The following is a 23,481-nucleotide window of genomic DNA, read 5'->3' as shown; positions in this document are numbered from 1 at the left end:
AATAGAGATGAGAGCGACGAACCGCTGGCAGATGAACCGAGCTGGATTGTTGAATTTTTGGTACTACACTGAACAGATTTTTGACTTGTCGGACGGGAAGATGTTACTTCGCGGAAGCAATGGCTCAGGAAAGTCGGTCACGATGCAAAGCTTCCTTCCGATATTGCTAGACGGAAAAAAATCACCGGATCGCCTCGATCCATTCGGATCACGTGCACGGAAGATGGAAGACTACTTACTCGGTGAAAAGGAAATCTCGAATCGAGAAGAACGGACCGGTTATTTATTCCTTGAATACAAGCGAACGGATTCGGAACAATACGTGACGACTGGAATCGGCTTACAGGCAAAACGGGGAAAACCGATGAAGTTCTGGGGGTTCGTCATTACGGATCATCGCCGGATCGGGAAAGATATCACGCTGTATAAGAAGAGTCGTCAAGGCGAGACGGAACAAAGAATTCCATATTCGAGAGTCGAACTTGAACGGATGATCGGAGATGGTGGTCGAGTCGTTCAGACACAAGGGGAATATATGCAGCTCGTCAACAAACATGTATTTGGTTTTGAGACGATGGAAGCGTATGAGGAATTGATTAAGCTATTGATTCAATTGAGAAGTCCGAAGTTATCGAAGGATTTCCGTCCGACGGTCATCTACGAGATTCTAGAGGCGTCCTTACCAGCGTTATCGGATGAGGATTTACGTCACTTGTCGGATACGATCGAACATATGGACCAGACGAAACAACAGCTCGAACAGCTAAGCCGGGAAAAAGAGGCGCTCGCACGATTAAGTAAGGGCTATGACGCTTATTCTGAACGACAGCTGGCAGATATGGCTCAAGAATACGAATTGGTAGCTGCGAAGGCACAGGAAGAGATGGAAAAACAGACGCATCTTCTTGAACGAATTGCACAGCATGAACAGCAGGTCGCGCAAGCGTCTGCTGAAAAAAACCGATGCCATCTCAAAAAAGAAACGCTAGAGCGTCAGCAACAACGCTTGCAAGCACACAAAGTATGGAGTCTCGAAGATGAGAAAAAACGAGAACAGGATAAGAAGCTGAAACTCGAACGGAAAATCGAGTCTCAGGAGCAAAAGCAGGACCGTACGCGTGATAAAATGCGTATCTTCAAAAGACGACTCGATGATGAACAGATCATGCTTCGCCAGACGACGAGTAATATCGAGGACGGTTTGACTCAATTAGAAGAAGAGGCAGAAATGGCATCATTTCAGCGACATGCAATAAATGTGGCGGATTTCGAGCGTCAACGAGAAATGTTCGACTTTACCGTTTGGCACACTGAAGTGGCGGCGCATCTTACGCGATTAAACAATGATGTAGAACAGGTCCGTCATTTTGAAGAAACGAAAGAACGATTGCAACTTCAACAAAAAGAGTTAGCGGCTGAAGAACAGTTATTTGATCAAACGAAGCGGGAACATGATGATTGGCAAAAAACATTTGATCAAGAACTAGAGACGTATATAGCAGATATTCATATGTGGTTACAACGTCATCAGGAATTTTCCGTTGATGAGAAAAACGTCCAGTTCATGGAACGGATATTACGAAACGAATATGGCGTCGACACGATGGAGAGCATCCGTCGTCAGATTCGACCATCGATCTCGCGTTTTCAAGATCATATTCGCGAAGATATCGCACTTCATAAATCAAGACAAGAAACACTGGTTCAGCAACTGACCGTAAAAGAACAGGAGCTTCAAAGCTGGAAGCAACAAATCGATCCGGAGCCACCGTTACATCCCGAAACAAGACATGCGCGGGAGATGATGCAGGAACAAGGCGTTCCCGTCGTACCGTTTTATTCCGTGATTGATTTCCGATCGGGAGTACCTGAAGAAGTGAAATGTCGGATTGAGGCAGCCCTCAGCGATAGCGGCATGTTGAACGCGTTGATCACGGATTTACCAGTCATACACGACCGTACTTTGATCGCTGATCCGCATGAAATGACGCACACGTTAGCAGATTATCTGCAACCGACTGAAAACGAGCATGTCACGATCGAACGAATTGACGAACTCCTTCGAAGTGTTCAAATTGATGCTGGCGAGACGAGAATCATGGAGGATGGAACATACCGAATCGGTCTCGTAGCAGGTCATGCCGTTGAAGTGGAATATGTTCGTTATATCGGACGCGAGGCGCGAAAGAACTACCGGGAGAAATTGATTGATGCATTACGCGGCGAAATCGATGAACTATCGACGGAACACTCTTTCGTCGGACAAGAGATTGAACGTTTACTGCAACGCCTTCAGGATGCAGAGGAAGCATGGAACGCATTTCCGCTCGATCGTGAGTTGCGAACGATCCAGGAATCCATCTGGGAGAAGAAAAAAGAGATGGAAGGACTGAGACGCCAAGCAGAACGGATGAACGCGGTCCTTAAAGCATTGAACGAACGTTTCAGTCAGTTGCGACATACCGTTTCAGAAGAAGCGCGATTCTTTGGAATCGATACGACCGCTCAAGCGTTCCGATACGCACTCGAGCATGCGTATACGTATAAAGACGATCTGCGTGAAATCGAACAACTTCAGCGACACCTGCTGCAGGTAAAGCGCACGTCGCAACAACTTCAACTCGATATCAGCGAGATTGAGCACGATCTTGATGAACAGTCGGGGGAGTTGTATCAACTCGAGTCGGAGCGCAAACAAATCGAGGAATTGATTCAACACATCGAACAGCAACTGCAACAAGAAAAGGCAGAGGATATTCGTCAGCAAATTCAAGACATCCAAGAACAGTTACGAGTCGTGGAAAAAGAGTTGGAGACAATCACGATTCTAGCGACGACACATGCGACGCAACTCGAGGTCGACCAAAAAGAACGATTGCGCCAAGAACCGATCCAAGCCTTTTATCAACAGTTGCAGCAAATATGGGAAGACGTATTGCGTGAACGTTTTCAACAAACGGAGACGGGAAGTGAACCAACTGAGATGCCATTCGCGGAATGGGTAAGAAATCAATCGACACACTATGCGCATCGATTGAACATGACGCGATCAAAAGCAGATGAACTCTTATCGAAGACATTTTATGAGTTACAGAGTGATTTGATGGAATACCGTATGCGTGACTACACGGAAGAGCGGTCTCTACCAGAATGGATGCAGGAAAACGAAGAGCATTTCCGGCATGAAGTGGAGACGTTCCAACAAAAGACGACGCAACGGATGATCACGCTCGATTTGAGAGGACAGCAGGTCAATCCACGTCTCGTCAAACAGACGGTCGAAGAAGAATATGCACGACAGCAACAGATTCTAAACGAGGATGACCGGGAACTCTATGAGGAAATTCTCTTCAAGTCGGTCGGATCTAAGTTACGTAGTCGGATTCGTCGGGCTGAGAAGTGGACGACACAAATGAATCAAATCATGGAAAATCGAAATATCTCATCTGGCATCACCTTCTCGATCAAGTGGAAGCCACGGACTGCTGATGTAGAGGATGAACTGGATACGAAAGACCTCGTCGCGATTCTGAAACAAGACGTTCGATTGATGAAGGATGAGGACTATGAACGCATCACGAATCACTTCCGCTCCCGGATTGATCGCGCGCAACGTTTGATGAAGGAAGAAGGAGCGGGACAAACGCTATTACAAGTATTAAAAGAGGTTCTCGATTACCGAAAATGGTTCTCTTTCATCTTGTATCATGAGCGGACGAATGAGCCGAAGACGGAACTGACGAATAATAAATTTGATAAGTTCAGTGGTGGTGAAAAAGCACTCGCCATGTATATTCCGTTGTTCACGGCTTGTTATTCGCGCTATCAAGAGGCGACTGACACGGCACCTTATATCATTTCGCTAGATGAAGCATTCGCGGGTGTCGATGAAAATAACATCCGTGAAATGTTCGATGTCGTCAAACAACTCGATTTCGACTTCATCATGAACTCGCAAATTCTTTGGGGTGACTATGACACGATTGATCATTTATCGGTGTACGAATTGCTTCGTCCGCAAAACGCGGATTACGTCGGTGTGTTGAAATACTACTGGAACGGGAAGCAACGGGTCTTAGTTCATGAGTGAGCAGGTTCTCGAAGAAGCATTATGTTACTTTCGCGAGGGGAAGCGTTTCGAACAGCTTTTTCAACAATTTCGTAAAAAGTATGCATCGTACGGTCGTGTCGGGGGAAGTGTGTCGATTCGCAGCTTTCGACGGGAGGATCAACAAGCGATCGCACTTTTCTTGAGCGAGGACGTCGAGGACTTACGACGACGGGGGACTGTGACATTGATACGTTTTGAACGAAGACTGCGACAATCACGGTTCGAGAGCATCACGTTGCAGCAATTATTAGAAGCCTATTTCGAATCACCGCTTCAGACGAATCAAGAACGTCGTCTGCTGGTGAAGCAGCAGGAGATTCAGAAATGGGAAAGCTTAAAAGAGACTTTCCCGGGATTACTAGATTGGTTCGATCATCTCACGCGAAAAACACCGGATACGTTGTTCGTTCACCGAACGAGTGAACTGCCTCACTTTGAACACTTGTGTACGCAACTTGAGAAAATGAATCAATCACTTCCTGTTGAATACGAACGGATTCCACTTTATGCGCAACGGATGACAGGTGATCCCCATGCGCTCGACCGTGATACGGAGCTCGGAAAATTATTCATTCATCTGCTGCACGTAAAAGCACAACGACTCGGTGCACCTCCGATGGATTCCGAAAGTCTCAATGAGTTGTATCTTCGTTTTCATTTGTTACGGGATGACGTGTTGAATTTCGTAACCTGTGTGAACCTCATGGCAGAGAAGCACGGCATCCTCCATGAGATGTGGAGCGGAGCGTCAAAGCGTAACAGCGTTTTAAATGTTCCGCTTCGCGAATTACTACAGGTCGACCGGATTTATGGTGAAAAACGATCGGTTTGGATCGTTGAAAATTCAGGTGTCTTTTCGGAGCTGCTTGATGTCTTACCAGGTATGCAGCTCGTGTGTACGCACGGTCAATTCAAACTAGCAGCGTATCAGTTGCTCGATCAGCTCGTCGCATCGGGTCATCAACTACGATATGCAGGAGATTTAGATCCGGAAGGGCTTCAGATGGCAGCAAGACTGAAAGCGCGATATGCTGATCGTTTGACGTATTGGTGTTTAGACGAAGAAGCATATCTTCAGTCGAAGTCAGATGTCATTTTATCGGACGAACGACTGGCGAAGTTAAACGGAATACAGGATGAGTCATTACGTCTCGTGATTGAGGTCATGCGTCAGGAAAAACGAGCTGGTTATCAAGAAGCATTGATTCGACGGATGGTTGCAGAATATCAGAATGGATGAATCGAGTGGGGCTGACTCAAAAGTCAGTTTCCACAAAGATCAGGGTGGCAGAATGATGTGCTGCCATCCTGATCTCCTAACAAAAAGAATGACGCGTTTCACGCCACTCCTACAGGAAAAAGCGCATCTTTGCGCTGTCAGAGACGAACAAGACCCGCTTTCCTGCTTGAATAAAGCAGGAAAACTGGCTTGTGTCTCGCCTGAGGAAAGGGCGTGAAAAGACGCGTCATTCTTTTTTTGAGTCAGCCTCACTCCTTTTTAGTGGAGCAGAACATGAAAGTTCAACATCTCGTCTTCGGAAAGCGAGAGTGACTGAAATGTTCATCGTTGAATTTAGAAGTCATAATTGGTTCACTTCATACGTTGTTATTTACCATAAACATATTTGTTGTACTTGCGCAAAATGAGCGTATAATAAAAACAAAAAGTGAGGTGAACGAGATGGCGACACAGCCACTTACACAAGATTTACCGAAAAAACGGACATATATCGGACCGGCGTTCGTCGCTGCCGTCGCGTATCTCGATCCGGGAAACTTCGCGACGAACATGACGGCAGGTGCCCAGTACGGGTACTTGTTGCTCTGGGTCATCGTTGCCTCGAACTTGATGGCGGTCGTCATTCAGTTCCTGTCAGCCAAGCTTGGAATCGTCAGCAATCTTAGTTTAGCGGAAGTGATCCGGGAAGAGTTATCGCCGGTTACTCGCTTCTTCTACTGGGTCCAAGCCGAACTCGTCGCGATGGCGACCGATCTCGCCGAGTTCGTCGGCGCGGCACTCGGATTTCATTTACTGTTTGCAATCGATTTACGGATGGCGGCGCTGTTGACGGCAGTCCTATCATTCGTCATCCTCGGATTCGAGCAAAAGGGACTCCGTCATTTTGAAGCCGTCATCGCCGTTCTTGTTTTAATCATCGCCGCGGCTTTTGCGATTGAAGTCTTTGAAGTCCATCCGGTGTTCCGAGATTTATCAGCAGGGTTATTACCGGGATTCGAAGGTACGTCGAGCATCGTCCTTGCTGCCGGAATGCTCGGTGCAACCGTTATGCCACACGCCATCTATCTCCATTCCGATTTAACGAAACGGCGGATGGGACACGTTGCGAATAAATTGTCGATGTTACGGATCCAACGTTTCGACATCTGGGGTGCGATGTTGATTGCCGGAGCAGTCAACGGAGCGATGCTCGTTATCGCCGCCAGTGTCTTTTACGGCACGAAGTATCAAGCCGGTTCGCTTGAAGAAATTTATGAAGGACTACATGTCACGCTCGGTGGCATCGCGCCGTATCTGTTTGCGATTGCCTTACTCGTATCAGGTCTCGCCTCATCAAGCGTCGGGACGATGTCGGGGGACGCGATCATGCGCGGCTTCCTCCATCTCCAGCTACCACTGTTCGTTCGCCGGACCGTGACGATGTTACCGGCAATCCTGTTGCTGTTCTCCGGTTTTGATCCGACACGGGCTCTCGTCCTCAGTCAGGTCGCCTTGTCGTTCGGGATTCCGTTTGCCTTGATTCCCTTAATCCGGGCAACAGCGAGTGAACGGTACATGGGGGAACATCGGAACAGTCGGTTCATGAACGCGTTGGCCTGGGTCATCGTCTCAATCGTCATCGTCTTCAATGTCTATCTGCTCGTCGATGTATTAGTATGAATATTCAGTATTTTTGTTTCGTCTGATTTAAAGCGGGTATTTCATAACTAGAAGCTTTCCGCCCGGAAGCTTTGCTACCCCTATAAGACGATGGTGCGGACCTCCCCCCGATGCACCATCGTCTTTTTTGTCTGGACGAAAAGTGCTATGATTAGAAATAGTGTAAAATATATCGCAAAAGTTCCGGAGGTGGAATGACATGGCAAAGATTAATGAGGAGCAAGTCCGCCACGTGGCGCATTTGGCACGCCTTGCCGTGACAGATGAAGAAGTAGCACAATTCACAGGACAACTCGAGAAGATTCTCGGGTTCGCTGAACAATTAAATGAACTCGATACGACTGGCGTCGAACCGACGACTCATGTCCTCGATTTAAAGAACGTCCTACGTAAGGACGAAGTACGTCCATCACTTCCGCGTACGGAAGTAGAACGACTCGCACCCGATTGGGAAGACGGACAAGTCCGCGTCCCAGCGGTGTTCGAATAAGGAGGAAATGACCCGATGTCACTTTTTGAACATGGTGTCAAAACACTACACACACTCATTCAGGATGGCGAAGTCAAAGTTTCTGAACTCGTCCAAGAATCCTTTGATCAAATCGACCGTGTCGACGGAAAAATCGGTGCGTTTCTCTCATTGAATGAAGAAGCGTTCGAACAAGCGAAACGAATGGACGATGTCGCGAAACACGAAGCAAACCCATTGTTTGGTCTTCCAATCGGCGTCAAGGATAACATCGTCACGAAAGGGATGACGACGACATGTGGTTCGAAATTCCTCGAGAACTTCGTACCAGCTCATGATGCGACAGTCGTCGAGCGTTTGCATGAAGCAGGGGCGATCACAATCGGGAAATTGAACATGGATGAGTTTGCGATGGGTTCTTCAAACGAGAATTCAGCGTACAAACCAGTTCGTAACCCATGGAATACGAACCACGTCCCAGGCGGTTCTTCAGGTGGTTCAGCAGCAGCTGTCGCAGCGGGTGAAGTCCTGTTCAGCCTCGGTTCGGATACAGGTGGTTCGATTCGTCAACCGGCTGCCTATTGTGGTGTCGTCGGCTTAAAACCGACATACGGTCTCGTCTCACGATTCGGTCTCGTTGCGTTTGCGTCGTCGCTTGACCAAATCGGTCCGTTGACACGGACAGTCGAAGACAACGCGTATCTGTTGAGCGCGATCGCAGGACATTGTGAGATGGATTCGACGTCTGCGAACGTCGCAGCAACGGATTACACACAAGCGTTGACAGGTGATATCAAAGGTCTGAAGATCGCTGTTCCGAAAGAATACTTCGGTGAGGGTGTCAGTGAAGGCGTCAAAGCTAACATCCGGGAAGCAATCCAAAAACTCGAAGCACTCGGTGCGACGGTTGACGAAGTCTCACTTCCGAACTCGAAATATGCGCTTGCGACGTACTACTTACTTGCTTCATCGGAAGCATCATCGAACCTCGCACGCTTTGACGGCATTCGTTACGGCGTCCGTGCGGAAGCGGATGCACTTGAAGATGTCTTCAAGTATTCCCGTTCACAAGGATTCGGAGACGAAGTCAAACGCCGGATCATGCTCGGAACGTATGCGCTCAGTTCTGGTTACTACGATGCCTATTATAAAAAAGCACAACAAGCCCGGACGCTGATCAAAAAGGATTTCGACGATGTCCTCGCGAACTATGACGTCATCATCGGACCAACAGCACCGACACCAGCATTCGAACTCGGTGCACAACTCGATGATCCCGTCACGATGTATGCGAATGACATCTTGACGATTCCAATCAACTTGGCAGGTGTTCCAGCCATTTCGGTTCCAGCTGGATTCGTCGACGGTCTTCCGGTCGGCTTACAAATCATTGGAAAACATTTCGATGAGGCGACGATCTATCGCGCTGCGCATGCGTTTGAGCTTGCGACAGGCGGATTCGCGCTTCCGAAGTTATAAGGAGCGAATGTATCATGAACTTTGAAACGATCATCGGGATCGAGGTCCACGCCGAACTGAGCACGAACACGAAGATGTTCTGTGGTTGTGCGCGGGAATACGGCGCGGAGACGAACACGAAAACGTGTCCGATTTGTCTTGGACATCCGGGCGTTCTGCCGAAAATCAACGAAAAAGCCGTCGAACTCGCTGTGCGTGCAGCAATGGCACTGAACTGCCAAGTTGCCGATCAAACGAAATTCGACCGGAAGAACTACTTCTATCCAGATACGCCAAAAGCGTATCAAATCTCGCAGTTCGATCAACCGATCGGTTTTGACGGATTCATCGATGCGGAAGTCGATGGCGAAACGAAACGCTTCCGAATCGAACGTGTTCATCTTGAAGAAGATGCTGGTAAGATGAACCACACGGGTGCGAACCACTCGGTCGTCGACTTCAACCGGACAGGCGCACCGCTGATTGAGATCGTCAGTGAAGCGGACATGCGTTCACCGAAAGATGCAGTCGCTTATCTCGAACGTCTTAAGGAAGTCTTACAATATGCAGGCGTCTCAGACGTGAAGATGGAAGAAGGGTCACTTCGTTGCGACTGTAACATCTCCGTTCGCCCATACGGACAAGAGAAGTTCGGTACGAAAACGGAGCTCAAGAACTTGAACTCGTTCGGAAACGTCTTAAAAGGGCTTGAGTTCGAAGAGGATCGTCATCGCAAACTATTGCTTGCTGGTGGTGTGATGCGTCAAGAAACACTCCGTTTCGATGAGACGAAAAAACAAACCGTCCTCATGCGTGTCAAAGAAGGGGCGTCGGACTACCGTTACTTCCCAGAGCCTGACCTCGTCAAGCTCGTGCTGGATCATGATTGGAAAGAAGCGATTCGTGCCGGTATCCCGGAATTGCCGGATGCACGTCGCGTTCGTTACCAAGAAGAACTCGGTCTGTCAGCGTATGACGCAAAACAATTGACGGTCACGCGTGAGATGGCAGAGTACTTCGAAGCGACGCTCGCAGCAGGTGCAGAGCCGAAAGCAGCAGCCAACTGGACGATCGGTGAGATCCAAGGTCACTTGAACAAATCGACGGAAACGTTCGAAACAGTCAAGATGACACCGGCTCGCCTGGCGGAGATGATTGACTTGATCGCAAGCGGAACGATTTCATCGAAAATCGCGAAACAAGTCTTCACCGCCGTCATCGAAGAGGGTGTCGAGCCGCGTGCATACGTCGAAGCAAACGGTCTCGCCCAAATTTCGGATGAAGGATTGTTACGTGGTCTGATCGTCGAGATGTTCGAAGCAAACCCAGCCGTCGTCGAGGAATTACTCGGTGGACGTGACCGGAAGAAAGGCTTCGTCATCGGTCAAATCATGAAGAAAACAAAAGGAATGGCAAACCCTGCCCTCCTCGATCAACTCTTCTACGAAGAACTCGAAAAACTAAAATAAGTACCTGATCGAACAGCGTCCGTTCCTCCTTCACTTCTCTGAGGAATCGGACGCTGTCTTTTTTGGCTTTGTAAAGTCCAGCGAGTTCATGTAAAATAAAACAGTTATGTATCAAATGAACGGTTGAGTCAAAAAGGAGAAAATCTTATGAGACCTAGAGCGCGCGTGATTTATAACCCGACTTCCGGGAAAGAGATGGTTAAACGAAATTTACCGTATATCCTCGACCGACTCGAAGCAGCGGGTTATGAGACATCTGTCTACTCGACGAAAGCGGTCGGCGATGCGACGTATGAAGCAGCACGAGCGTGCGAAGCAGACTTTGATCTCGTCGTCGCAGCAGGCGGCGATGGTACGTTGAACGAAGTAATCAGCGGAATGGCAGCTTATAGCAAGCGTCCGAAGCTTGGTGTCCTGCCTGTCGGAACGACGAATGACTTTGGTCGGGCGATGCGGATTCCGTTGACGATCGAAGGGGCGATGGATGTCATCTGCACGGGACATACGATGCCGGTCGATATCGGGAAGATTGAAGGATCTGCTGATGTCCATTACTTCATCAACATCGCTGGCGGCGGCATCATGACAGAGCTGTCGTACGAAGTGCCTTCAAAGCTGAAGACGGCACTCGGACAGCTTGCGTACTATGTCAAAGGGATGGAGAAACTTCCGCAAATCCGACCGACGTATGTCGAACTGGAGCATGAAAAGGGTATATTCAAAGGAGAAGTCATGCTGTTCTTGACATCGAACACGAACTCCGTCGGCGGGTTCGAGAAGTTGTCACCGAACGCGTCGCTGAACGACGGTCGGTTCGACCTCTTCATCCTGAAGAAATGTAACCTCGTCGAGTTGATTCGCGTCATGCGTCTTGCCTTAAAAGGGGATCATTTCTCGGACCCTTGCATCGAGCATGTCACGACCTCATTCGTCCGCATGAAGAATACATCAGAGATGAGTCTGAACATCGATGGTGAGTTTGGCGGCATCTGCGAAGGCGAGATGACGAATCTTCGCTCTCATTTCGAAGTCATGACACCGAAGTTCCGGATCGAAGAGATGGAACAGATTAATACACAACTACAAGAAGCAGAAATGAACCTCGCGTGAAGCGAGGTTTTTAAGGAGGATATTCATGATTCCAGTACAAAAGAACGATGAACACGTCGTCGAAATCGTCGACCTGACACATGAAGGGTCAGGGGTTGCACGCATCGATGGCTACACGGTCTTCATCCCAGGTGCCTTGCCGACGGAGCAGGTCAAGATCAAAATCACGAAAACGACGAAGTCTTACGGATTCGGTCGTATCATCCGTCAAAAGACGAAGAGTGTCGATCGTGTCGAGCCGCCTTGTCCGGTTTACAACCAGTGTGGCGGTTGCCAATTACAGCACTTGTCATACGATGCAGAACTCAAGTTCAAGCACAACCGTGTCCGTGACGCTTTCGCTCGCCTAGCCGGTCTTGAAATTCCCGTCCACGAGACGATCGGCATGGAAGATCCGTGGGGGTACCGCAACAAGGCACAAGTACCGGTCGCGTTCCAATCGAACAAACTGATGGCCGGTTTCTACCAAAAACGGAGCCACCGGATCATCGATATGGACTACTGCTTGATCCAAAACAAAGAAAACGACGAAGCCGTCCAAGCGGTCCGTAAAGTCCTCGCCGACTTAAAAGTCCCAGCGTACGACGAGAAGAAAAAAGCAGGTGTCATCCGTCATATCATGGCACGTCATGGCTACCATACGAACGAGTTGATGGTTGTTCTCGTCACGAAGGTCAAACAACTGCGCGGGATTGATAAGATCGTCGAAGGAATCCTAAAGGCGTTACCGAACGTCACATCGATCCAGCACAATATCAACCCGGATGATACGAACGTCATTCTCGGGAAAAAGAACGTCGTCTTGTACGGACCGTCCGTCATCCGCGATCAGATCGCTGGATTGACGTATGAGATCTCACCGCATTCGTTCTTCCAAGTCAACCCGCTGCAAACGGAGAAACTCTATGCGAAAGCGCTCGAGTATGCCCAGTTGACGGGCGATGAGACAGTCGTTGATGCTTACTGTGGCATCGGTTCGATTTCATTGTCACTCGCGAAACAAGCGAAGCACGTCTACGGCATCGAAATCGTACCACAAGCGATCGATGATGCGCGCCGGAACGCGCAAGCGAATGGCATCGAGAACGTGACGTTCGAGTACGGTGCGGCCGAGAAGGTCATGCCGGCACTCGTTAAAGCCGGTATCCAACCGGACGTCATCGTCGTCGACCCACCACGTAAAGGCTGTGACGAAGAGTTCTTGCGTGCTGCGGCAGATGTCGCACCGAAGCGGATCGTCTACGTCTCATGTAACGCGTCGACACAAGCACGTGACGCGAAGCTGTTGACAGAACTCGGGTATACACTCGTCGAAGTGACACCGGTTGATATGTTCCCGCATACGACACACGTCGAAAGCGTTGCTTTGTTCGTCCGTAACTAAATCGTTCATGAGGCTGATTCAAAAAAAGAATGACGCGTCTTTTCACGCCCTTTCCTCAGGCGAGACACAAGCCAGTTTTCCTGCTTCGTTGAAGCAGGAAAGCGGGTCTTGTTCGTCTCTGACAGCGCATAAATGCGCTTTTCCTGTAGGAGTGGCGTGTGACGCGTCATTCTTTACGAGATAAGGGTGGCAGATCATCATTCTGCCACCCTTATCTTTGTAGAGACTGACTTTTGAGTCAGTCTCGTTTTTTGATTGACCTGATGTACAAAAAAAGTAAATAAGAACCTCTATATGGTAAAATAATCAAGTTGTATATAAAAGTATAGGAGGGTTCATGATGGAGACTAACGATGTTCGAGTGTATGCGACATTTCGGTTGGAGCAGGACGTATTGTATCGCTATCATACATATATCCAGTGGGGGGAAAGCGAGACGTCACTTGGTGCATGTCTGATGTTGAATCCAGGATCTGCGACGGTGGATCCAGCATTGCGTCAGCAACTTGATACGACAGGTCAAGCAACGGGTGAGGTTGGACGATTGGATGATACAATGCGTCAAATCATCCGTATCGTAGAAGGTATCTATGAAGGGAAAACCTTATCTGGACGCTTTCATCTATATAATCTATTTCCGATGCAACATGGCAATGATGTCACATCGATCAATCGTTTTGAAGAACTCTGTCAAGAGACATCATTTGAAAAACAGACGTTGTTTGCGTCAGTCGAAGAACTACGACGGCACCCATTCGTGATTACAGGATGGGGAGTTCAGAGACATCTTATTCGTTGGACACACTTACGACAAGCGAAGGAGGAGTGGATGAAGCGTCTCGAAGCGTCGGGTATTCTACACTTTGGCATCAAGCATCCAAGAACAGATGATTTTTATCATCTGTGTCCGAATCTCGTTGCTAGTCGGGAAACGATCAAAGAGCAAATCATCGCGCGACATCGTGAAGTTACGGCACCGAGTCGGAAGCGTCAATGGGAGCGAATCCTTTTGTACCGGATGGAAGGTGGGCGTATCACCTTGATGGGACGCAAGCGCTCTGATGATACGTGGATCTTTATGAGAACGACTGACGAGACAGCATTACTCGAAGAGGATGATGTTTCTGCGAAGACCACTTCTGAGATCGTCGAACGATGGGATGACGTGGTAGAACATCTTCTCGGTGAGGTCGTCTTATCGTTACGTCCTAGTTTCGTCCATCCTGAATTTAAAGAACGGATTGCACCGTATCGTAGACGATGATACGAAAAAGGAGAAAGAGCGCCACAGCGCATCTTTCTCCTTTTTTCATTATATATCCTCATTCAGTGTCTGCTGAGATTGTGTTCGGGAACAACTCAGCAAGCACGCGTTCACTTGCCGTGCCGTCATCTAGACTACAGAACCGTTCGAGGAAACGATCATACTTTTCTTGATAAGCGACGGACTTTGTATCGATCTGTTCGATATAATCAATGACTTGATCCGTTTCCTTCAAGAGTGGTCCCGGAACGACTGCTTCGAAATCGAAGTAGAAGCCACGTAACGTCGAAGCGTATTTCTCTAAGTCATACGTAAAGAAAATCATCGGACGTTGTAAGTGAGCGTAATCGAAGAAGACAGACGAATAGTCGGTGATCAGCACATCACTGATCAAGTACAACTCAGCGATGTCACCGTACGACGATACGTCATAGGCGAATCCTTCGTGTCCACTGATGTCCATGTTTTGTGCAATCAAGTAATGCATCCGGAGCAAGACGACATAATCGTCACCGAGACGTGCCTGCATCTCATTCAAGTCGAGCTGAAGGTCAAAACGGTATTTTCCGCGCGCGATGAACTCGTCATCCCGCCATGTCGGGGCATACAAGACGACTTTTTTGTCAGCCGGGATTTCAAGGCGTGCTTTGATTTCACTGATCAATCCGGCTTGATCATCCGTATACAAGAGATCGTTTCGCGGATATCCTGTCTCAAGCATCGTGTTTTGGAAACCGAACGCACTCTTGAAGATTTCGCTCGAATAGGCATTCGGAGAGATGAGGTAGTTCCATTCCTGTGCCTGATTATAGAAGTTCCGTTTGTAACGTGTCGCATTCGTTCCCGCCATATGGACTTCTTCCATGTCGAGACCCAGTCGTTTTAATGGTGTGCCGTGCCATGTCTGGAGATAGATCGTCTCTTCGCGTTTCGTTAAGCTGAGTGGCTGGCGCGTATTGAAGATCCAGTACTTCGCACGTGCCATCGCTTGGTAGTATGCGAAGCTGTTTTTCAGCACCCAGTTCGGACAGGCTTCCTTGACGTCATCTGACGGCTCTTGTGCAAAAATCCAGACGAGTTCAAGCTCTGGGCGTTGTTCTTTTAATTTCAGGTAAAGCGCCTTCGGATTATCGGAGTAGCTGCGTCCGAGGAAACTCTCGAATAAGACAAGATTCTCTTTGACCGGCATCTTTTGGAACAGACGATAGAGCATGAGACCGTTCTTGATCTTTTTGCGTCGTGCTGCCCGTAGTGTCCGTTTCGTCTTCACGGCAGTGATGTAGGAACGGAACAGGATGTATGAACCGGTCGACCATGCTTGCAGATACTTACTCCGCGTCTTCGTCCGTCTCAAATCGTAAGCGACATGACGGAAGACATCTGCCTGCTGACTTTTGGACGTACTCCGCTCGAGCAACGCACGACCGCGTTTTGAGATGAAGCGTTTGTACCATGTATTCAAGAAGTTTTGAACATCGGTATCCTGTGTATGGGCAGACAACATCCCGTACATCCGTGAGATGTCGGACAATGTCGTGATATCGCGTGCTTGGTAAAGCGATTGTCCTTCAAGAGGTGTACTGCGCGAGTTTCGACCGTAGACGACATAACTGACCGATGTCAGGTTCGTCAATTTCGAGATGATCGTATGCGCCATGATCGTATCGGCGAACCAGCGTGTCTCAAGCACCGGCAAATCGTTCAATAACTCTTTTTTAATCATCCAGCCGTGGATTGTCGTCAAATGACGCGAGTTGAACTTCGTACGGGTGTAGAAGAAATAACGATCATCATCGATCGGCATGAGCCATTTCTTTTTGTTGTAGACGGGGGAGACCTTCCCGATGATCACTTCACCGCGTGATTTCTCATATGCTTTGATATACGTATAGAGGGCGCGCGGAGCAAGGATATCATCACTATCGAGGAAGGTGACATAGTCACCTGTCGCCATTTCAAGACCGCGACGGCGTGCGGCGTATGTTCCTTGATGCGTCTGCTCGACGATCGTACATGTTGGATAGAGCGAGCGGATTTCTTCGACGAATGCGCTCGGTCCATCAAAGACGACGATGATTTCTACAGGAACGGAAACCTTTTGGTCGAGAACGGACTGAATGGCTACCTTTGTTTGTGATTCGGTTTGATAGACAGGAATGATGACACTAATTGAATTCATGTTGATTCTCCTTTTTGATGAAAGAATCCGTCCAAAACGGATTCGCGAAAATAGTACCTGTTGAATAGAATATCACAAAATGAAAAAAAGACACGATTCTCTTAAAATTCAGTTCGTTGCCGGTAATGGGTCGGTGTCTCGCCGGTTGTTTGTTTAAAGGCTTGACTGAAATGGCTTTGACTCGAGAAATGAAGCTTGTTTGAGATCGTCAGCAAGGAATCGTCCGAAGAACGTAAGAGACGTTTGGCTTCCCGGATCCTCTCCCGGATGACATAGCGCGCGAGCGGTAGACCTGTCTCGTCTTTAAAGAGGACTGACAGATAATTGGATGAGACATGGATTGCCTGGCTGATCGAGGAGACGGATAACGGTTCATACAGGTGCTGTTGAATATAACGAATTGCCGCTAGCACGTGTGGCGAATGACGCAATGCTTGAAGTTCCTTGACGGCTTCGGCAAAAGAAACCGTAATGCGGACATGGCGATTACGCAATTCTGAAATACTCGTCGCCGCTTCGATCGTCTCGATCATCCGGTCACTGAGTGAGAAGGCCTCATCCGGTTCCAGTCCTCCGCGAATCGCAGCACGCGCGCTTAAGAGAACGGTTCCGAGCAGTAAATTCTTTTCAGCACGTAATGGCTGGTGGCGTGCGAGTGTTCCGAACTCACCGTAAGCAGGCAAGGAATAGGTCGTAGCCAGTCGTTCGCTTTGACCGGTCGCAATCCAATCGATGATTTGTTGCTCCCGTTGCCATGCTTTCCGATACGCCGTCACACCCGTATGGGAAGGAGCGTCCGCAACGAGAGGAATCTCGGCTTCCTGAATATCAGACAGCTGTTCGATGTCGCGTTGCGGTAATCCTTCATTGTGCAACAAACGGTAGACGAGATGAGCACAGTCAATCAGTCGATTTTCTGTCGTCCGGGGGAGAACCTTATAAAACTGATGATAGGCTTCATCTTGAATGTGTGCCCGAAAGAGCGCGGATTGTAATAAAACAGGTCCGATTCGATACATTCCTTGTTCCGGAACGTCTAAAAAGAGGTACGCGGTACCATCTTTCAGGGTATAGAGTAGAGGAGTCTTTTTAAGTACGGGCCATTCATTCTCAATCGTCAAGATGCCAGGATGAGTTGGAGCTTCTGGACGTAAAGCAAGCGGAGTACCATGACGATCTCGGTACGTGACGAAAAAACCGGTCATTCCGTAAAGGTGTTCTGCGATTTGCGTCAAATCGGATGTCGACAAGCGATTCATGACACGACTCCTTTCTAAATGAAGTGGATTGCTTCTAGTGTATGTCCTCTTTCGTAGATAGTCGAGAACGAAACAAAAACGAAGCACTCAAAAAGAGGGCTTCGTTCAAAAAGAATCAGTGAGAGGGAGCGGGTGGTTCTTCTGGATCCGTCTCCGGTTCACCACCAAGGAGAGTCGTTGCCGCTTCGTCGTACGCAATCGGTTCCTCGGACTCGGTTGCTTCATCAAGCGGTTCCGCTGTCTCATCGAGTTGGAAGTCGAGTGTCAATTGATGCAAATCACCGGCGATATGTGCGAGATGGTTCGCAGCAGACGTGACGGATTCGAGCGTAGCGTTCGTTTCTTGGATACTCGCGCTACTCGTTTCAAGACCCGCGGCATTTTCTTCCGTCAAGGCAAGGATCGTTCCCATCGCATCCGACACTTCTTCGGTCGCTTGGGTCAGCGCTTGAATGTCACCGGTCAGGACTTCTGTCCGTAAGGAAACATGTTGTACGGAGCCTGCGATCTGCTCGAAATCGTCTCCCGTCGTCTTCACGGAATCCAGGGAATGTTTCAAATCATCCATGACGTGATGCATGGCATTCATTGCTGTTTGTGTCTCGTCTTGGATATTATCAAGCAACTGCTTGATTTGTTTTGCGGATAGATCACTTTCTTCAGCAAGCTTTCGGACTTCGCTTGCGACGACGGCAAAACCGCGTCCCTGTTCGCCGACACGTGCCGCTTCGATTGCGGCATTCAAGGCGAGCAGATTCGTCTGGCTGGAAATTGCCTGAAGCGTTCCGAGGACTTTCCCGATTTCGTCGGACCGTTTTCCGAGGAAATCGGATGTATTTTCGATTTCCCGTTCGAGTGAGACCGAATGATTCAGCAGTTCAGCAATCGTCTGCTTCGTCACATCACTCCCCCGGACAGCAGCTTGTGCGACGGTTGAGACTTCCGACAACGTCGTGGATGCGACCTGTTGCATCGCCGTTGAACGTTCCTTGACTCCATAGACGGCATGAGAAGAACGCTCTGCCTGTTTCGTCTGCGTCTCACCGGCAGCTGCGATTTCCTCCATCGTTTGTCCGATTTGAAGGGACGCGCTCTGGACATGTGCGGCATTCGTCGATAACTCAGCCGATGCATCGCGGACCGTCGTCGCAGAAGTCGTCAAAGCGAGAATCGTTTGACGTAGTCGAAGACGCATCGCATCAAAGTTTTCGGCAAGATCCGTCAGTTCATCCCGGATGAAACGTTTCGGTCGCTGTTGCGTCCGTAAATCACCAGAAGCGATGGCAAGTGCTTCCTTACGAAGTGAAGCGAGAGGGCGGTTGATCGAACGACCGATCAACCAAGCGATCCCTGTAGCTAAGGCGATAGCAATGACGAAGTTGATCAGCGACTGACTGAGCATGGCTTCCTTCGGTGCATACAGGGAAGCATAGTCAAGGACGACGGCTAACTTAAAGCCGGTTTTTGAAGAAGTCTGCCAGATGACGACGGACTTCGTTCCGGCGACATCCATGATGGCGGAACCCGATTCCTGTTCCATCATCGCTGTTGGTGCAGAAAAGTAAGGTTTCCCGTCTGCTTTCATTTGTGTGACCTTTTGAAAGAAATATTGTTCTTTAGGATGGGTCACGATTTTTCCGTTTTGGGTATAACTGAAGACGAATCCCTTTTGACCGATTTCAATCCGCTTCATGTCTTCAGCCAAGCGGTTGATGCTTTTATAGACGGATAAGACACCTTTGACATTGGCTTGGGCATCAAGTGTTGCTTTCGAAAAACCGATGATTGATAACTTCGTTGCCGTGTCGTAGTGAGGTTCACTCATGGTGACGACGCTTGAGTTATCGAGTGCTTCTTTATACCAGTCTTCTTTTCGCGGGTCATATCCAGGGGTTGCGTCCTGTCTTGGCCAGTTGAGGTACCCTCCGCTCGTGTCCGCGTACTGGATGAAGGAGTTTTCGATTTTTGAAGATCCATATTTTTCTAAGATACTGAAGATATCCGATGCTTTTTGAGAAGGAAGAGCAGATGGGTCGGGTTGTTTCGTTTGATCGGTATAGTTCGGAAGTGCTCCATCCGCCCGGTTGAACGGAAGGCCGGCAAGAAGTGTCGTATCCTTTTTCGTATCATCGATGATACGCGTGAAGGATTGTTCGAGTTGCTTGAGAGCCGTCTGCGACGTCGAGTCGACAAGTTGATCGACGGTTCGGCTCGTCTGATCGTAAGAAAACCAGGTCGAGACGCCAAGCGTGAGCGCGGGCAATAAAATAAGCCCGATGAACAGGCGGCGGGTGATCGGGAGGCGCATATGTATTCTCCTATCTAAATAGTCTTTAAATTCTGTATATTAGGATTATCGGAAGGGTACGAATAAATATGAAGGAATTATGTTGAGATTTTCATCATTTGAGAAATGAATCGAAGCGGGGTTCATGATAAAATGAAAAGGGTGTCACAGAGTGGCTAGGGAGGAACTGAAATGAATATTGCTTTTTTCTTATTACCTAAAGATGAGGTGAAATATTTAGATCCTGAGTCAACGGTCAGACAAGCACTAGAAAAGATGAAACATCATCGTTTTACGTCGGTCCCACTCGTTGACAGTAAAGGGAAATATGCCGGAACATTAACAGAAGGCGATGTCTTATGGGCGCTTGAATCGAATCTCGAACATGCGGATTATGATCATGTGCTGCAGACACGTCTGACGGATATTAAACAGCGTGTCCGATACAAACCGGTCGCCATCACTGCACAGATGGAAGAGATGATTGAAGTCATCACCGATCAAAATTTCGTGCCGGTCATCGATGACGGCAAACATTTCATCGGAATCATCCGGCGACGTGATATCATCGATTATTTTGCAAAAAAAGTAGCGCGTGAGAACGTCAGCTACTAAAAATTAAAAAAACTAGTAAAAAAAGCACTAATTTTCGAGAAATGCGGAAATTAGTGCTTTTTATTGACTCAAAACGACTTCAGGAAATGATTAAAAGAGACGATATAGAAGCATAATGACATTTTAGGGAGGACGATGGGTTGCGACGTTTATCACCAGTCTTCATCGTAGAAGCATTTCGAAGACGCTCCTACTATAAAACGTTCTCATGGATGATTGCGATCATCGGTCTGCTTGCACTGATCGTTGCCTGCCAGCACTTGACGAAAACGCTAGAAGAAGGGTATCGCTTCAAGGAATCAGGAAACATGATTGCCGGAGTGACACCTTTTAATCATGCCGAACAGGAAGTGACACGAAATTATTTTTCATCCTTACGTGATACTGCCGATGAAACACAAACGGCTAAAGCAGAACAGGCACTTGCTCAACTGATGGACCGTTTACCGACTATGCAGGTGACGCAAACGGCGCGTGAGGAAGTCGAAACCGAAATCAAAAAGTTGCAACGGCAAGGAGAGGAGTCCAACCACCGCTTTTTCACGGCAGCAACGAACCTGAAGAGTGAAATCATCTTCAATCAGCTCGTGTTGAGTAAAGAGACGGGGTCGTACTATAACGTGTTCTCGAACCTGATCCTGATGGAAGAGCAGCTCGGTAAGGCGGCACAGGTGTTAAAAACTGCCCGGCAAAAAGACGAACCGAGTTCCATCGATCGTTTGCGGATCCAGCAGATGCGCATCGATTTACCGGTTCGTCAGGAATCACTCATCAAAGCACTATATGATGTCGTACCGCTTCAAGACGATGCCGGTCGACGGAGCATTGCGACGATGCGGGAGGAGATGGATGCTTTCACGCAGACACTGGACGATCTTTTGCGCGCTCCGGAGGCGGCAAACTATACGGCCTTGTCAAGTCAGGCGGAGCGGTATGAAGCGAGTATGTATCGTCTGTACAACCAGGAAATCAATCATGTCGCAACAGAAATGCAGGACCGGGGAAATCAGATCATCCGCAATGCCTGGATCTTGTTCTTAGCGACGGTTGGCGTGATTTTCGGATTGCTGCTGTTGACATGGTCCTTGTTGCGGGCTTTCCGACAGGATCTGTCACTGCTAAAGGGAGAGGCGAATACGTTCGCAGAGGACCGGCGCCAGTCCGGCTATCACGTACCGGAACGAAATGATTTTCAACCGGTCGTGCAAGCCTTTCGGACGATGACCGCCATCATCGCGGGACTCCTCGACCATAATGATGCGAAGACGAAAGAAATCAAACAAAAGAAGGCGGAAATCGAATCCCTGTTTTCACAAAACATGGACCCGATCCTTGCCTTGTCCTCGGACTACACGATTTTAAGTGGAAACGAACGTTTCCGTCAGCTGACGCGGGCGACGACTGACTGGACGATCGAAGAACTGATTCATCCGGCAGATCTCAACCGGATGCGGCGTGCACTTAGACGAGCACTTGAAGGGAACAGTCAGACGATTCGCTGCAAGATGCTGTTTGATGATACGATCTTAAACATGTTCGTCAACGTCATCCATGTCCCGAAAAAAGAAGATGATACCGGGATTGCCCTTTATTTGTCCTGTCACGATGAGACGGACCAGTTCCGGCGGGAAGAGCGGATCACACAACTGGCACTGTATGATATGTTGACCGGGCTCTTAAACCGAAACGGGTTCGAACAGAAGATGACAGATGCGTTAAAGGCGCCCCAACCGGGTGAACTCGTGACGATCAGTGTGCGTCAGTTCCGGCGGATCAATGATATTTACGGGCATGCTGCAGGAGACCAACTGTTAAAAGATCTTGCGAATCGACTCCGGCACCATTTCATCGGAACCGGGCAGGCTGCTCGTATCGGCGGAGATGAATTCGCAGTACTCGTTGCCCAACAGGACATCGTCGATTATCAACGCCTGAAGCAGGTCATCGAACATGTCTATGAAATCAATGGCGAGTTCGTTAATGTCAGTATCAGTATGAGCATGGTCCGCTATCCGGATGATGCCGTAGCGGTCACGTCCTTGTTGTCCTCGGTCGATATCGCGATGCAGCATGCAAAGCAACAGACGGAAGGCGGACCGGTCTGGTTCGAACCATGGATGAGCGCGGAGTATCTGGAGTCGGTCGTGTTAGAGGGTGAATTGCGTGATGCGATCGAAAAGAATGAGCTTCAGCTGTTTTATCAGCCGCAAATCAATCTGGCGACTGGACAGGTCGACGGGTGTGAAGCGCTCTTGCGCTGGTTCCATCCGGAGCGTGGCATGATCAGTCCGGCAATCTTCATTCCGATTGCTGAACGGTCGATGTTGATCGAAGAGATCGGGATGTGGGTCGTCGCGGAGACGGTCCGACAAGTCGAAGCATGGAAAGAGACGGAGCTTGGAACACTGCGGGTATCGGCGAACTTATCCGTCAAAGAACTCGTCTCGGGTCGAATCGTTGACTATCTGACGGACGTTCGAAACGTTCATCCGGGAATCGAACAACGGATGGAACTCGAGATTACGGAATCGTTTGGCGTCTTTTCCGATTCGCGCGTCTTTGATGCCCTTCAAACATTACATCAAATGGGGTATCGTCTCGCGATCGATGATTTCGGTACAGGTTATTCTTCTTTATCTTATCTAAGCCGCTTACCAATCCAGCGTCTGAAAATCGACCGGTCGTTCATCAGTGGACCAGATGCGTGTTCGAACGCGCCGCTTATTGAGACGATCATCAAGCTTGCACATACCTTGAAGTATGATGTCGTCGCGGAAGGAATCGAGGAACCGGAACAAGGAGAACATCTCCGTGTTCTTGGCTGTGAATATGCGCAAGGATTCTATTATTCAAGACCGATTCCGGCGGATGAGTTCCGGATCTGGTACGGGAAGTATCATGAAACGCTTCTTCCTGAATGAAAGTCGTCCATTCCGTTTAATATGGATGTGTCTTAAAATGAGAAAGGGTCCGACTC

At 48.7% G+C, this 23,481-nt stretch carries 14 protein-coding genes; 11 read left to right on the top strand and 3 right to left on the bottom strand.

Annotation, left to right across the window (positions count from 1 at the left end; translation table 11 throughout):
* Window positions 1-7 precede the first annotated feature (7 nt).
* From ACRPK8_RS02445 to ACRPK8_RS02405, 9 genes are all read left to right on the top strand, one after another.
* Window positions 8-4,090: a TIGR02680 family protein gene (locus ACRPK8_RS02445; protein ID WP_432236749.1), complete on the top strand. Its 4,083-nt coding sequence runs from the start codon at window positions 8-10 to the stop codon at window positions 4,088-4,090.
* Window positions 4,083-5,351: a TIGR02679 family protein gene (locus ACRPK8_RS02440; RefSeq protein WP_432236748.1), complete on the top strand. Its 1,269-nt coding sequence runs from the start codon at window positions 4,083-4,085 to the stop codon at window positions 5,349-5,351. Before ACRPK8_RS02445 ends, ACRPK8_RS02440 begins: the two co-directional genes overlap by 8 nt.
* Window positions 5,352-5,783: 432 nt before the next feature.
* Window positions 5,784-7,010 carry an Nramp family divalent metal transporter gene (locus ACRPK8_RS02435; RefSeq protein WP_432236747.1) on the top strand — a complete coding sequence of 409 codons (1,227 nt, stop codon included), beginning with the start codon at window positions 5,784-5,786 and terminating at the stop codon, window positions 7,008-7,010.
* A 199-nt stretch (window positions 7,011-7,209) separates the two neighbouring features.
* Window positions 7,210-7,500: an Asp-tRNA(Asn)/Glu-tRNA(Gln) amidotransferase subunit GatC gene (gene gatC / locus ACRPK8_RS02430; protein ID WP_023469336.1), complete on the top strand. Its 291-nt coding sequence runs from the start codon at window positions 7,210-7,212 to the stop codon at window positions 7,498-7,500.
* Between the two features lie 15 nt (window positions 7,501-7,515).
* Window positions 7,516-8,958: an Asp-tRNA(Asn)/Glu-tRNA(Gln) amidotransferase subunit GatA gene (gene gatA, locus ACRPK8_RS02425; protein ID WP_432236746.1), complete on the top strand. Its 1,443-nt coding sequence runs from the start codon at window positions 7,516-7,518 to the stop codon at window positions 8,956-8,958.
* A gap of 14 nt (window positions 8,959-8,972) precedes the next feature.
* Window positions 8,973-10,406, top strand: coding sequence for an Asp-tRNA(Asn)/Glu-tRNA(Gln) amidotransferase subunit GatB (gene gatB, locus ACRPK8_RS02420; protein WP_432236745.1), 1,434 nt, complete (start codon window positions 8,973-8,975; stop codon window positions 10,404-10,406).
* A gap of 147 nt (window positions 10,407-10,553) precedes the next feature.
* Complete coding sequence (locus ACRPK8_RS02415; protein WP_432236744.1) at window positions 10,554-11,516, top strand: diacylglycerol kinase; 963 nt, start codon at window positions 10,554-10,556, stop codon at window positions 11,514-11,516.
* Window positions 11,517-11,541: 25 nt separating this feature from the next.
* Window positions 11,542-12,900 carry a 23S rRNA (uracil(1939)-C(5))-methyltransferase RlmD gene (gene rlmD, locus ACRPK8_RS02410; protein WP_432236743.1) on the top strand — a complete coding sequence of 453 codons (1,359 nt, stop codon included), beginning with the start codon at window positions 11,542-11,544 and terminating at the stop codon, window positions 12,898-12,900.
* A 340-nt stretch (window positions 12,901-13,240) separates the two neighbouring features.
* Complete coding sequence (locus tag ACRPK8_RS02405) at window positions 13,241-14,164, top strand: hypothetical protein (protein WP_432236742.1); 924 nt, start codon at window positions 13,241-13,243, stop codon at window positions 14,162-14,164.
* A 58-nt stretch (window positions 14,165-14,222) separates the two neighbouring features.
* Here ACRPK8_RS02405 and ACRPK8_RS02400 read toward each other — a convergent pair whose 3' ends face one another.
* The 3 genes from ACRPK8_RS02400 to ACRPK8_RS02390 form a co-directional block, all read right to left on the bottom strand.
* Complete coding sequence (locus tag ACRPK8_RS02400) at window positions 14,223-16,343, bottom strand: bifunctional glycosyltransferase/CDP-glycerol:glycerophosphate glycerophosphotransferase (RefSeq protein ID WP_432236741.1); 2,121 nt, start codon at window positions 16,341-16,343, stop codon at window positions 14,223-14,225.
* Between the two features lie 101 nt (window positions 16,344-16,444).
* On the bottom strand, window positions 16,445-17,602 hold the full coding sequence (locus ACRPK8_RS02395) for a helix-turn-helix domain-containing protein (protein WP_432236740.1): 1,158 nt from the start codon (window positions 17,600-17,602) through the stop codon (window positions 16,445-16,447).
* A 115-nt stretch (window positions 17,603-17,717) separates the two neighbouring features.
* Complete coding sequence (locus ACRPK8_RS02390; protein ID WP_432236739.1) at window positions 17,718-19,910, bottom strand: methyl-accepting chemotaxis protein; 2,193 nt, start codon at window positions 19,908-19,910, stop codon at window positions 17,718-17,720.
* A gap of 171 nt (window positions 19,911-20,081) precedes the next feature.
* Here ACRPK8_RS02390 and ACRPK8_RS02385 point away from each other — a divergent pair, with 171 nt between their 5' ends.
* Together ACRPK8_RS02385 and ACRPK8_RS02380 are read left to right on the top strand one after the other, a co-directional pair.
* Window positions 20,082-20,504: a CBS domain-containing protein gene (locus ACRPK8_RS02385; protein WP_432236738.1), complete on the top strand. Its 423-nt coding sequence runs from the start codon at window positions 20,082-20,084 to the stop codon at window positions 20,502-20,504.
* 140 nt (window positions 20,505-20,644) lie between these two features.
* Entirely contained in the window at window positions 20,645-23,425 is a 2,781-nt protein-coding gene (locus ACRPK8_RS02380; RefSeq protein ID WP_432236737.1) for a putative bifunctional diguanylate cyclase/phosphodiesterase, read from the top strand.
* Window positions 23,426-23,481 lie beyond the last annotated feature (56 nt).

The organism is Exiguobacterium sp. TDN 0502, assembly GCF_050846835.1.
Taxonomy (GTDB): domain Bacteria; phylum Bacillota; class Bacilli; order Exiguobacteriales; family Exiguobacteriaceae; genus Exiguobacterium_A.
This window is presented reverse-complemented; position numbering and strand designations above follow the sequence as displayed.

Bases quoted from the DNA above. Each gene is read 5' to 3' on its own strand.
- gatB (WP_432236745.1), top strand. From the start codon at position 8,973: ATGAACTTTGAAACGATCATCGGGATCGAGGTCCACGCCGAACTGAGC.
- gatA (WP_432236746.1), top strand. From the start codon at position 7,516: ATGTCACTTTTTGAACATGGTGTCAAAACACTACACACACTCATTCAG.
- ACRPK8_RS02395 (WP_432236740.1), bottom strand. From the start codon at position 17,602: ATGAATCGCTTGTCGACATCCGATTTGACGCAAATCGCAGAACACCTT.
- ACRPK8_RS02445 (WP_432236749.1), top strand. From the start codon at position 8: ATGAGAGCGACGAACCGCTGGCAGATGAACCGAGCTGGATTGTTGAAT.
- rlmD (WP_432236743.1), top strand. From the start codon at position 11,542: ATGATTCCAGTACAAAAGAACGATGAACACGTCGTCGAAATCGTCGAC.
- ACRPK8_RS02400 (WP_432236741.1), bottom strand. From the start codon at position 16,343: ATGAATTCAATTAGTGTCATCATTCCTGTCTATCAAACCGAATCACAA.
- ACRPK8_RS02405 (WP_432236742.1), top strand. From the start codon at position 13,241: ATGGAGACTAACGATGTTCGAGTGTATGCGACATTTCGGTTGGAGCAG.
- gatC (WP_023469336.1), top strand. From the start codon at position 7,210: ATGGCAAAGATTAATGAGGAGCAAGTCCGCCACGTGGCGCATTTGGCA.
- ACRPK8_RS02385 (WP_432236738.1), top strand. From the start codon at position 20,082: ATGAATATTGCTTTTTTCTTATTACCTAAAGATGAGGTGAAATATTTA.
- ACRPK8_RS02390 (WP_432236739.1), bottom strand. From the start codon at position 19,910: ATGCGCCTCCCGATCACCCGCCGCCTGTTCATCGGGCTTATTTTATTG.
- ACRPK8_RS02415 (WP_432236744.1), top strand. From the start codon at position 10,554: ATGAGACCTAGAGCGCGCGTGATTTATAACCCGACTTCCGGGAAAGAG.
- ACRPK8_RS02440 (WP_432236748.1), top strand. From the start codon at position 4,083: ATGAGTGAGCAGGTTCTCGAAGAAGCATTATGTTACTTTCGCGAGGGG.